Genomic DNA, 12,028 nt, shown 5'->3' with positions numbered 1-12,028 from the left:
TACTTTCAAATGGTATGGAAGCGGCTGACAGATATTTTTCCGCACTCAAATCACCACAAAAGGAGATCTGCCTGACGCTCCGGGGTATCATTTTCAGGCAAATCCCGAGTGTTCATGAAGAGATGAAATGGGGCGTTCCGGCTTATGCGGGAGGAAAGTTTTATATCGTAGCGCTCAAAGATCATGTAAACCTTGGTTTCTCACTTAAAGATTTGTCCCGGGAAAAACAACGGATGCTGAAAGGTTCAGGCAAGACAATGAAGCACCTGGAATATTATACACTGGATGATATCGAAGAACTAACCATTAAGGATTTACTGAAATCTGTACTGCATGATTGATAAGGTTAATCCCTCCAACGCCTGTCAAGCTTTTCTTATAGCCCGATGGCAACAGGAAAAGCACGAAATATAAGATATCCTCATTAGATGAATGCACCACTTGTCATCAATCACCGGATAAAGTTGTGCCTTTGGGGACGGAATTAGCAAATATGAACGTTGACATACGTGTTAATAACGAACCTGTAAACCAAATTGATCATCTAAAAAATAAGGGCCTTTTCCATACATCTCAGCTACCTCAAATAGATACATTTCCTAAATGAGATGACACAAAAATACCGTTAGAACGTAGAGCAAGAGCATATCCCGACGTCAATTGTTCTCATTGTCATACTCAAAGCGGTTTTGCAGGCTATACGACACTTCAGCTGGATTATGAGATACCTTTTGCTCAAACAGGAATAGATAAAAACAAAAAGAGTATTAGAAAGAGACTAAAATCAAAATGGGAAAGTGAAAGAATGCCTTTGATTGGAACGACAGTCATTCATGATGAAGGCGTCGAATTAATTGAACAATATTTGAATGAATTAAACACGAATGAATAAAAGCTGTGTTGATGAACATCAAATTAACTTTCTAATTCTAAATCTGTTTTAATGAATAAAATAACGCGTATATGGCACGGTACCACGAAAGCTAAACTTGCCGATGAATACTTGAAATACCTCGAGAAAACTGGATTATCTGGTTATCGGAAAATGGATGGAAATGTATCTACTAAGATTTTGAGGAGATTCGACGGTTATATTTGTCACTTTTTAACCGAGACAGAATGGAAATCTTATAAAAACATAAAGAGCTTTACCGGAGATGATTTTGAAAAAGCATAGTATTATCCAGAAGACAAAAAATATATCCTGACATTTGAAGAGTAAGTGATTCACTTTGTAACCTTTGAGTATTAAAACAGATTCCCTTTAAAAGTATTTAAAAGTGGTATCTGAAGCGAAACAAGTGGACTGGTAAGCGATTATTTTTATTAACATTAATCTTTGTTCAGCAGCGTATATGCTGGGTCGTTGCATCGCTTAATAACTTGAAACAATAAAACAAACTTATAAAATATGAATAACGAGATCGGGATCGTACTTATCCATGGAGCTGGATTTGGAAGGAGACCGAAAAACATCTTCAAACTGAAAGTTTAGCCATCGACTTTCCAGGAAGAAATGATACCTCAGAAGACAATAAATCACTTTCGTTAAATGATTATTGCAATCACGTTCTTGACAGTATTCGTGACTGGGATAAACAGCAAGTTATCTTGGTAGGCCATTCAATCGTTGGTGTTATTGCCCTAAAATTAGCAGATCAATTGGGTCATCGGGTTGTGGGGTTTGTAGGAATTAGCGCAGCCATTCCTACAAATGGGGCTCATTTATTTCTACTTTACCGTTTTTTAAACGGTTATTAATGAATTTTATACTCCGCATTGCCGGTACAAAACCTCCAAAAAATGTCATAATAAACTCATTATGTAACGATCTCACATCAGACCTATCTGAAAAGGTAGCCAATAAATTCGTATCAGAATCAATCCATCTTTATTTCGATAAATGTAAAGCTCCAATTCCGACCATAAATAAACTCTATATAAAATCAAGCGAAGATCAAGAGTTTCCTGAATCACTACAAGTTGAAATGATAAAGAATTTGGATACTCAGCATGTAAATATTACTGAGTCGGGACATTTACCTATGATTAGTATGCCACAACAACTTGCAGATATCTTAGATCAATTTGTTTCAAAGTGTAAAATCTAAAAAGTTGCCGGCGGTATAAATCACACGTATGAAGCGGACGTGTCTCGCTTTTGGCTGTCAGTTTGGATTCTCAGTTTCCAAAGTACATTTGTTAAAGAAACAACGCAGTTTTTCATACACCTTATGCACAAAGTTGTTATTTCTTTGTAGAGATCTATTGTATGTTGTATCCAAGATTGCAGTTATTACTATTATATTCAATGTACAAACGAACAGGATACTGCGATCAAACATGGCAAAAAAAAGAAAAAAGCAGGACTTTCGGGGACAGATCACAAATACCTTGATTTGCTTTTCCGGGAAGGTTCCTTGACTGCAGGTGAATTTGCTGAAAAAACGAATCTTACAACCTGAGCCATAACCGGAATCGTTGACCGTTTAGAGAAACAGGGATTAGTAAAAAGAGAAAGAAAAAAACTTACAAAATTGTACCGACTCTGCCGATAAAATATAAGTTTCCTTGGTACTCGATTTCAGTTACCCTTTTTTTAATTCCAGTTATAATTCAAAATTTAAGATGATGGTTCTGAACCATAAAAAAGCAACAAAATATCTCCGGGTAGCAAGCCTTTTTTTTAGCTTTGCAGGAATTTATTGGGCAGTGAGTGGCCAATTTGATCCTTTTGGACTATACAAGTCTGCATTTTTGGAACAGTTTTTAGGGCTTGAAAGCATCCAAAAAGAGGTGGACTTAACCTTTACATTTCTATTAGGACCGCTGGGTGCTACATGTGCCGGTTATTTTTTGATGCAATATTTCATAGCCACATACGCCTATTCCAAAAAAGAAAAATGGGCATATTTTGCTATTGTTATTCCTTTCACGGTTTGGTTTACTATTGATACGATCATGTGTTTATATTTGGGGGCTTATTTCAATATATATTTTGCAAATCTGCCAGCATTGGCGGCCATGTTACCCATCTATTTTACATACAGAAATTTCGATACTGAGTTTGGGAGTGCCGAAATTTCAGATCGGTAATAAGGTTATGGCTACTGAATCTTCCCCCCAACTGTCGCAAGTTTTAAGCGAAGCGTTACTTGAACCCGTTTGGTAATGCCCCTTAATCCAATGGCGAAACTGCTCTGAATCCCGTTCCCAAATCTTCAGAGCCTTTTCGTATTTGCTGTCGATCTATGGCACCCGACAACATCGATAACTGGGTGGAGGATCAAGTGGAACGATTTTCTCGAATCCGATGGCGGCTGGCTCGTTCTCAACGTCCACGGACTGGATGATGAAGACTGTGAGTACCACCTATCTACAGAAACTCATTTTATGATTGGTTCAAATCGAAAAACTGGAAATCCAACAGGCGTGTGAAGGTCTGGGACGAACTTGAATAATTCTCACCAGACAATTTGTTAGGATATAACTATTGATTTCTCCATATTGAATACGATTCACAACTCTTTTCGATTGTAGAGAACAGCTTGAGCCTTTGTTGTTGTTAATAAAATCAAAACCACTAACCGGGGAACAACATGGGCAATACAAAACTCATATTTCTTTTTTTTTGTGTATTTCTGATAACAAGTTGTACTGGGAATTTAGATAAATCTGAAATCCAGACTACCACAAGTACAATTCTTGAAGCTTCTAATAGCAGACCTCTCACAGATGTTACGTTTGAAGTAACGCCAGAACGTATAACACGGGGAAAGTATCTTGCCGAAGGACTTTACTGTTTAACCTGTCATACAGAAAGAGATACCACCCAAGTTGGTTGGCCTCCAATTATGGAAAAGCAGTTTTCCGGAGCACTTCGGTTCGAAACAGACAGTACATATCTATATGCTCCGAATCTAACACCTGATATAGAAACCGGAATAGGTTCCTTTTCAGATGATATGTTATCCAGGGCTATCCGGGAAGGAGTTGGACATGATGGACGAAGGCTCGTCCCACCGGGTTTGGGAGGAATGCCTGTTGGATCATTTCGCAACCTAACGGATGAAGACCTCGCTTCCATTATTGTTTATTTAAGGTCAATACCACCCATTAAGAATAAATTACCAAGTCGAAATATTGGAAATGCGTTAGAGGAAAATCTGAAAGAACGTTGGCATCCTAATATTACCGGTTTAGAAGATCCGGATTTTTCTGATCCGGTCGGCCGCGGCAAATATCTTATCTCTTTAACTGATTGTAATGGGTGTCATACAGGATGGTATGGAAGAAATCCGGGGGTATTTGGAGGCGGCTTACAATTTGGTGACGAGGATAAAAATATTGCGAGTCCTAATATCAGCTCAGATCCTACCGGTATTGGAAACTGGACGGCTGAAGGATTCATCGATATAATCAGAACCGGAAAAAATGGTCTTCTAGACCCCGCAATGCCGTGGATATCATATCGAAACCTGACCGATGAGGACTTAACATATATCTATCTTGCACTCAAAGAGTCTCAACCTGTCAGGCATTTTGTTTTAAATGGAGCCGAACCTACTTACTGCGAAATATGTGAAACTGAACACGGTATGGGAGTAGCAAATCATTTAGAACCGATCCAATCTTTTCAAAATGATTTTATGATTCCCATTGATTACGCAGGAAGATATGTCAACCAGATATTTGAAGCTGATACCATTGAATTCACGATTGCTAACAACAAACTAATCATGGAAGATTTTGAATTTATTCCAGTAAGTGAATCAGATTTTGTTGCAGATAGGTTTTTTGCACCTATTCATTTTAGCAGGGACGGAAGCGGTAAAGTGGTTGACTTTTACTACCAGGCTTATATGAGGGGTGTCTATAAAAAGTTAGAATAAAGAAATACTATCTCCTCCATTGCAAAACGAAACGGCTCTTTGATGACCAGGTTGACAGGGGTTCCTTATTTCTTGCGAATGTCCGGGAATGGCCTGTATTTAATGATATCTATGAAAAGTATATTTCTTCTCCTTTTCTAGCAAGAACGGCAGCAGCTGTTGAATCTCTTGCCCCGGAAGCCCGAGTTGAAAAAGATTGCATATTCACCAGAAGATGACAATTAACCTCTTCGTAATAGGGATAGGGTTTTTCCGGTTCCTGCGGACGATTATACGTTCTCTTCTCAACCTTTTCGCGATACATGTTGAGTTCAAAGGACTGTCCGCCCTGGTTCCAGGTTCCGGAGATGGAATCGGCAACGGGTATGCCCTCGTAGAAAGCCCCGATATTTGCTTCTCTCAGTATGAGTTTATTGTCGTTATATTCTACGGCATTAAATGGCATGCCCATCGCTCCCTGATCCGGGCTGTCGAGAATTCCAGAATATCCGCTGTCGCTTTGCTGGAAATGGAAGACGAGCGTTACTTGTGTTCCCATCACTTCCAGAACTCCGTACCAATCACCTGTTATATGCTGTGCTTTAAGGTTCGATATCAGGAATGATATCAAACAGATCATCAATGCTAAAATTTTCTTTTTCATAGTGTTTTTCTCCTTTTAGTCGAATTGTGAAAAGGCAAACGGCAGACGTGAAACGGTCATTCTGAAGCTGCATGCGCTGAATCCTTGATTCGGAATTCCCCGATGATGGAAAGTTCGTGAATGCCTAATCAGATTTAGGATTACGCAAAAGCATTATCTCATTTTGCCTTTTGCCTTTTGCCTTTTTACTCCTGTTCATCTTCAAAAATTTCTTCTATCTGCTTCTCAAAAAGCCGTGCAATTTTAAAGGCCAAAGGTAAACTGGGGTCGTATTTTCCCGTCTCAATGGCATTTACCGTCTGTCTTGAAACCTCCAACGCTTCCGCCAGGTCGGCCTGGGTCCAATCTCGTTCTGCCCTAAGTACTTTTAGTCGGTTCTTCACTTGTACTTCCTCACATTTATAAACAGAGTTGCGATGTACGTCAGACTTATTAGAACAACCAATCCACCGATTTCAGCATCAAAAGGAATAACATTTGTTGCGTCTAACATTGAGTAAGCAATCCCTCCTACCACGGCTGCCCCAAGAGCAATTCCCATCGCATCCAGGTGGATTTTTTTCATGAGCTCATCCAGGGTTTCCAAGTGCCGAATGTTAGCCATAATCATGCCGATACCCACTCCAATATTCAGTAAAATTGCCAACAGGTTTATCAGGGTATTCTCCCCCCAAAATAGTGTAGGCCCAAATGCAGGAATAGCAACTGTTATCACCCATGATATAGTCCACTTTGCCAGACTTACCGTTGTTTCTTTTGTGCGGCCCGGCCAATCACTCGATTTTGTTTTTTGATTTTTCATTCGTCTATGTTGTTTGTCTTTATGTTAAGTAAGCTTTACATATGATATTCTTATCCACCCTAAATGTCAAGTACTCTTTACAAATATTTTGGGTTACTTTACTTTTTGTGATTTGAAACTGGTCATATCATTGCTAAATTAGATGAGAAAATAGTTTTCTATCTATGATCAAATAATGCTGCCATGAACCTGAACCTATTATCCAAAAATCAAAGAACATTCGACGCCATTGTAGTAGGCACAGGAATCAGCGGCGGATGGGCGGCTAAAGAACTTTCTGAAAAGGGGTTGAACACGCTTGTTCTCGAACGGGGACGAATGGTGGAGCATATCGAAGGTTACCCCACTATGTTGAAGCATCCCTGGGAACTGCCGTATGCAAATGAGCTGACATATGAAGAAAAGACGCAGATTTACCCTGTTCAAAGTCAGACTTCATATGCAGTCAAACAAGATAGTAAACACTTCTTTGTGAAAGATTCCGAGCATCCCTACATCCAGGAAAAACCGTTTTTATGGACACGGGGTTACCAGGTTGGCGGCAGATCTCTCATATGGGGGCGATGGTCTTACCGGCGGGGAAATTTGGAATTGGGTGTTTACGAGCAAGATGGTGTAGGCATCGACTGGCCCATTCGATATGAGGATATCGAGCCGTGGTATGATTATGTTGAGGATTTTATCGGAGTGAGTGGAAACGAGGATGGACTCTGGCAAATTCCGGATGGTAATTTCCTGCCACCCTGGGAGATGAATTGTTTAGAGAAACATGTTCGCGATCAGTTAGTGCAAAACTTCGATGATCGCGTGTTGACTATTGGCAGGACAACAAATATCACTCAACCCCATGGCGGACGCGGGAAATGCATGGCGCGAAATCTTTGTCGCCGGGGATGTCCATATGGTGCCTATTTCAGCAGTAACGCTTCTACCCTTCCGGCAGCTGAAGCAAGCGGGAATATGACACTTCGACCCAATTCCATCGCTCACACTATTCTTTACGATGAACAAAATCAAAAAGCATCCGGTGTGAGAATTGTGGATCGTGAGACGAAAGAGAGCATCGACTATTATGCTGACATCGTTTTCCTGTGTGCGTCCACGCTTGGCTCTACAAGTATCCTCCTGAACTCTGTTGAAAATACGTTTCCCGACGGCCTGGCAAACAGCAGCGGCGAGTTGGGACACAACCTGATGGACAATCACTTCCAGGTGGGCGCTTACGGAACGTTTGACGGTTTTGAAGACCGTTATTATAAAGGGCGACGACCGGTGGATGTACTGGTTCCCCGATTTCAGAACCTGGATGAAAAAACAAATCGAAACAACTATCTCCGTGGATTCTCAACCTACGGCTGGGCCGGACGACAAGGCGTTGGGCAAGGTGATTCGCTGGATTTTGGAGCTGAATATAAAGATCGTCAGTCTACTCCGGGTCCATGGGAAATGACCTTTTTAGCCTTCGGTGAGTGTCTTCCAAAACATGAAAACAGAGCTTATCTAGACCATGAAAACATCGACCAATGGGGACTCCCGAAATTAGTGATCGACATGGAATTTGGTGAAAATGAAGCTGAAATGAGGAAAGAGATGGAATCATCCAGTGCGGAGATGCTGGAGGCATCCGGATTCAGGGATATTGGAATCTATAATGAAGAAAGTCCGCCCGGCCTCAGCATTCACGAGATGGGAACGGCCCGAATGGGACACGATCCCAAAACGTCCGTGCTCAACAGGTGGAATCAAATTCACGATATCCCAAATGTTTTCGTAACGGACGGTTCATGCATGGTATCTAATGGCTGGGGCAATCCGTCACTGACCTATATGGCGCTTACGGCTCGGGCTTGTAATTATGCTGTGAGTGAATTGAAGAAAGGTAACCTATAGTATATTTGATATGGATAAAATCAACAGAAGAGAAGCGATTAAACGAACGGCGGCAATCATGGGCTGCACATTAAGCGGTTCATTGATTTCGGCCGTTCTCTCCGGTTGTTCTAATACGTCAACGTCTAATGAATGGACACCATCCACACTAACTAAAGATCAACTTCAATCAGCGGCTGATCTTGCCGAAGTGATCCTTCCTACTACCGAAACTCCGGGTGCAAAAGATGCAAAAACAGAACGATTTATTGATCAGATGGTTGACGGATTCTATCCGCCTGATGAACGAGATTTGATAATTGACTCACTTGAAGTACTGAGCCGGTCTGATTTTTCTGACTTGAGTTTTGAGGAGCAGACTGAATTCGTTTCTCAATTTATAAGCCAAGACGAAAACCGGGATTTCTTCCTTCTTTTTAAACAAACTACAATGATGGGATTTTTTACATCCGAGATCGGTGCCACACAGGTTTTGCAATACGATCCCATTCCGGGTGAATATTGGGGATGTGAATCACTGGATGAACTCGGTGGCAAAACCTGGGCTACATGAAGTTTTTGGAATGTAAAATTCCGCCTGCTCTCCAGTTTATCATCATTGCAGCTCTTATGTGGTGGATTTCTGATAGTATTCCCGATCTGAACTACTCAAGCAGCCAGCTCAAATGGCTGGGAATCTCACTTTTCTCAGTAGGAGTTTTCATCGGACTTCTTGGAGTTTATGAGTTCTGGAAACAAAGAACCACGGTAGATCCTCACAAACCGGAAAAGGCCTCTTCTTTTGTGGATACCGGAATTTATCGATTCTCTCGGAATCCAATGTATCTCGGGCTTTTGGTCGTATTGATCGGAATTCTATTCTACTTCGCAAACCCAGTAAATATTTTACCGGTGATAGGCTTTGTCCTGTATATGAATCGATTTCAAATCATCCCTGAAGAACGGGTGATGGCAAATAAGTTTGGAGAGGATTTTTTTGAGTACAAACAATCCGTTCGTCGGTGGTTGTAATCTCCCTCGAGGGGAGTGGGACTTTAGTCGCGAGGGGTGTACATCCCCCTGGTTCATCCAAAACCAAAGTCCAACTCACTGCGGTACTCAGCGTCCCCCGCGGTTAAATAAAACCGCTGTGAGCGCAGAGGAACGCTGATATTTTTGGATTAACCGGCCAAAAACTCTTCAATATTGGACTTCACACCCTCAATCAGTTCCGTTCTGGCTTCGATACTTGCCCACGCGATGTGAGGTGTCATCACCAGCTTATGCTTGTTCTTGATGGAGAGCAGCAGCTTGTTCGTATATATATGCTCCTCGTCAACTAGATCAAATGCAGTTCATCCAAAAACCAAAATCCATCTCACCGCGTACCCCAGCGGCCCCGCGGTTAATAAACCTAGGTTCGCAAAGTTTAAACCACAACGAACACAAAGTTTTTTCACTACGGTCACCACGTTGTGTACTTTGTGATTTCGTTGAGCCGCCGTGGTTTTATTTATGCCCTATCTTGCAAATATTTAATCACTCAAAAACTCTTCAATATTTACCTTCACACCCTCAATCAGTTCCGTTCTGGCTTCGATACTTGCCCACGCGATGTGAGGTGTCATCACCAGCTTATGCTTGTTCTTTATGGAGAGCAGAGGATTATCAGCATTAATCGGCTCCTCTTCAAACACATCCAAACCGGCACCACCAATTTGATCTTCATCCAATGCTTTTGCGAGATCGGCTTCATTTACAATCCCTCCCCTGCCGGCGTTGATCACAATGGCGGATTCTTTCATCAATTTTAGTTCATCATAGCCAATCAAACCTTCTGTTTTCTCATTCAGCGGTGCATGAATGGAAACAAAATCAGAGGTTTTCAACAATTCACTCAAGTCCTTATGTGGGTAAGGCTGATCTAAATTTCGTCCGGAAGTCGAATAATAAACCACCTTCGCTCCAAACGCTTCCGCAATCGCAGCCACTTTACTGCCGATATTTCCCAGCCCGATAATCCCAAACTGCTTCCCATAAATTTCAGAATAACTGATATCCATATTGGTAAATATATCATGCTCAGCATATTCACCTCCTTTCACAAACTGATCATACTGCGAAATTTTTTGCACCAGGTGGAGAATCATCGCGAAGGTGGTTTGAGCTACACTGTTTGATGAATATCCGTCTACATTCTTCACCGGAATCTCCGCCTCTTTAGCAGTATCCCGATCAATATTATTCATCCCGGTAGCCGCAACGCAGATGAGTTTCAGTTTCTCAGCCCCTTCAATCAATTCCCGGTTTAAAACTACTTTGTTGGTGATGACAATATCAGCCTCTTTCATTCTCTCTTTTGTTTGATCAGGGGATGTTGTTTGGTAAAACGTAACATCACCAAATTTCTCCAGATCTTTCAGGTTCGGTACGTCACCTACGGTTTTAGCATCGAGGAATACAATGTTCATACTCATTTATTTCGGTTTTAATTGACTGTTTGACCCTAAGATAATCCACATAGTTATCGCTTGAAAGAATGTTTACATCCCTTTGTTTTTATCATCTCTTTTCTTATCTCTTATATTGCAAGTAAAAGTAAATATATCAATCAATTAGGGCTTTACAGATCATTCGATTAACCGTGATTTTCAACGGTTTCGGAAAGAATTCTTAACCAAAACTCACATATATAAAAAATGAAACTTCTGAATAAAACTACTGTATTCCTGTCAGCTGCATTATTTTTGGGCTTTTTAGCTGTCTCGTGTTCACAGGAATCCTCCGAGCAAACTGAAACGATGGATCAAAGTGAATCGGTTGATCTGACCTGGGATTCCGTCCAGGACTCTACCGATATCGTTGTTAGCGTTACCGGGTTCTCCGGGCCGGAAGCTGTTCGGTACGATCCCGCCCAGGATGTTTATTTTGTATCCAATTTTAACGGCGATGCTGCAGGTGATGCCAACGGATTTATCTCCAAAGTCTCATCTGATGGTACAATAGACGACCTTCAATTCATCACGGGTTCAGACATTCGTCCCCTCCATGGTCCGCGTGGAATGTACATCACGGGCGATACGCTCTGGGCTGCCGATGCAGAGGGTGTTCACGGGTTTGATACAGAATCGGGAGAACTGTTGAGCTTCATCGATTTCACCAGTCACGAACCGGGTTTTTTGAATGATGTTGTCCAGGGAGCCGATGGCAACCTCTATGTAACGGATACCGGGAAATCAACGGTTTACAGGGTTGAAGATGGTTCACCGGTTGTTTTGGTTGAGAACCTCCCGGCACCCCCAAACGGCATCACCATTGATCCGGACAACAATCTTGTTCTTGCACCATGGGAAGGAGCCACAATGTTCCCGGTACTGGCAGTCGGTGATCCCGGCTACGAAGAGTACGCGAATGCACAAAGTGGCGGCAATTTTGACGGTATTGAGTTCGTGAACGGGCGAATGGTTGTAGCTAGCCAGAATGATAACAGCATTCACGTGATTTACGACGGAACCGATCATATAGCCATCCAAACCCCCGGCGATCCTGCAGATATTGGCATCGACACACAGAGGAACCATATCGCTGTACCATATATCGCCTTAAACCGGGTTGATATCTGGCAATTGCCCACTGATTAATTTCCAGTTAGAAATCAAATCTTATATTTTTAGATCTGTATGACCTGATTGATTTCAGGACTTTAAAACTTTGCTATATCCTGAAATCAATTTCATACAGTGATGTTTAAAGATTATTTTTGCTTTAAATGAAGTGCGCAAACTAAACTGCGCTCAGATAATAAATCCTTGTCCATTTGTT

General features: G+C 41.6%; 14 protein-coding genes and 1 pseudogene. 11 read left to right on the top strand and 4 right to left on the bottom strand.

Annotation, left to right across the window (positions count from 1 at the left end):
* The first annotated feature begins 14 nt into the window (after nucleotides 1-14).
* From L6773_RS14910 to L6773_RS14890, 7 genes and pseudogenes are all read left to right on the top strand, one after another.
* Complete coding sequence (locus tag L6773_RS14910; RefSeq protein ID WP_237855241.1) at nucleotides 15-341, top strand: DUF1801 domain-containing protein; 327 nt, start codon at nucleotides 15-17, stop codon at nucleotides 339-341.
* A gap of 602 nt (nucleotides 342-943) precedes the next feature.
* Entirely contained in the window at nucleotides 944-1,177 is a 234-nt protein-coding gene (locus tag L6773_RS14905; protein WP_237855240.1) for a hypothetical protein, read from the top strand.
* Nucleotides 1,178-1,452: 275 nt separating this feature from the next.
* Nucleotides 1,453-1,761: an alpha/beta fold hydrolase gene (locus L6773_RS21770; RefSeq protein WP_369431582.1), complete on the top strand. Its 309-nt coding sequence runs from the start codon at nucleotides 1,453-1,455 to the stop codon at nucleotides 1,759-1,761.
* Nucleotides 1,761-2,111 (top strand): alpha/beta fold hydrolase, encoded by a 351-nt coding sequence (locus tag L6773_RS14900; protein ID WP_237855239.1) that lies wholly within the window; start codon nucleotides 1,761-1,763, stop codon nucleotides 2,109-2,111. The genes L6773_RS21770 and L6773_RS14900 overlap by 1 nt, the downstream gene beginning before the upstream one ends.
* Nucleotides 2,112-2,399: 288 nt before the next feature.
* A pseudogene (locus L6773_RS21945) lies at nucleotides 2,400-2,522 on the top strand (MarR family transcriptional regulator); the annotation flags it as partial.
* Between the two features lie 106 nt (nucleotides 2,523-2,628).
* A complete protein-coding gene (locus L6773_RS14895) occupies nucleotides 2,629-3,096 on the top strand; it encodes a hypothetical protein (protein WP_237855238.1) in 468 nt (155 codons plus the stop codon).
* A 503-nt stretch (nucleotides 3,097-3,599) separates the two neighbouring features.
* Nucleotides 3,600-4,892 carry a c-type cytochrome gene (locus L6773_RS14890; RefSeq protein WP_237855237.1) on the top strand — a complete coding sequence of 431 codons (1,293 nt, stop codon included), beginning with the start codon at nucleotides 3,600-3,602 and terminating at the stop codon, nucleotides 4,890-4,892.
* Nucleotides 4,893-5,001: 109 nt separating this feature from the next.
* Here L6773_RS14890 and L6773_RS14885 read toward each other — a convergent pair whose 3' ends face one another.
* From L6773_RS14885 to L6773_RS14875, 3 genes are all read right to left on the bottom strand, one after another.
* Nucleotides 5,002-5,535, bottom strand: coding sequence for a hypothetical protein (locus L6773_RS14885; protein ID WP_237855236.1), 534 nt, complete (start codon nucleotides 5,533-5,535; stop codon nucleotides 5,002-5,004).
* Between the two features lie 185 nt (nucleotides 5,536-5,720).
* Nucleotides 5,721-5,918: a helix-turn-helix transcriptional regulator gene (locus L6773_RS14880; protein ID WP_237855235.1), complete on the bottom strand. Its 198-nt coding sequence runs from the start codon at nucleotides 5,916-5,918 to the stop codon at nucleotides 5,721-5,723.
* On the bottom strand, nucleotides 5,915-6,337 hold the full coding sequence (locus L6773_RS14875; protein ID WP_237855234.1) for a hypothetical protein: 423 nt from the start codon (nucleotides 6,335-6,337) through the stop codon (nucleotides 5,915-5,917). The genes L6773_RS14880 and L6773_RS14875 overlap by 4 nt, the downstream gene beginning before the upstream one ends.
* A 183-nt stretch (nucleotides 6,338-6,520) precedes the next feature.
* On the opposite strand from L6773_RS14875, the gene L6773_RS14870 reads away from it, so the two are divergent.
* From L6773_RS14870 to L6773_RS14860, 3 genes are read left to right on the top strand one after another with little or no spacing between them, the layout of a single operon-like run.
* Nucleotides 6,521-8,227, top strand: a complete 1,707-nt coding sequence (locus tag L6773_RS14870) for a GMC oxidoreductase (RefSeq protein ID WP_237855233.1) — start codon at nucleotides 6,521-6,523, stop codon at nucleotides 8,225-8,227.
* A gap of 10 nt (nucleotides 8,228-8,237) precedes the next feature.
* A complete protein-coding gene (locus tag L6773_RS14865; RefSeq protein WP_237855232.1) occupies nucleotides 8,238-8,780 on the top strand; it encodes a gluconate 2-dehydrogenase subunit 3 family protein in 543 nt (180 codons plus the stop codon).
* On the top strand, nucleotides 8,777-9,238 hold the full coding sequence (locus L6773_RS14860; RefSeq protein ID WP_237855231.1) for a methyltransferase family protein: 462 nt from the start codon (nucleotides 8,777-8,779) through the stop codon (nucleotides 9,236-9,238). Before L6773_RS14865 ends, L6773_RS14860 begins: the two co-directional genes overlap by 4 nt.
* 503 nt (nucleotides 9,239-9,741) lie before the next feature.
* Here L6773_RS14860 and L6773_RS14855 read toward each other — a convergent pair.
* Complete coding sequence (locus L6773_RS14855; RefSeq protein ID WP_369431581.1) at nucleotides 9,742-10,677, bottom strand: D-2-hydroxyacid dehydrogenase; 936 nt, start codon at nucleotides 10,675-10,677, stop codon at nucleotides 9,742-9,744.
* A 228-nt stretch (nucleotides 10,678-10,905) separates the two neighbouring features.
* On the opposite strand from L6773_RS14855, the gene L6773_RS14850 reads away from it, so the two are divergent.
* Nucleotides 10,906-11,847 (top strand): SMP-30/gluconolactonase/LRE family protein, encoded by a 942-nt coding sequence (locus L6773_RS14850; protein ID WP_237855229.1) that lies wholly within the window; start codon nucleotides 10,906-10,908, stop codon nucleotides 11,845-11,847.
* The last annotated feature ends 181 nt before the right edge of the window (nucleotides 11,848-12,028 follow it).

The sequence above is a fragment of the Rhodohalobacter sulfatireducens genome, assembly GCF_022012475.1.
GTDB lineage: Bacteria > Bacteroidota > Rhodothermia > Balneolales > Balneolaceae > Rhodohalobacter > Rhodohalobacter sulfatireducens.
Note: the sequence above shows the minus strand (reverse complement) of the source record. Positions and strands in the feature narration are given on the sequence as shown.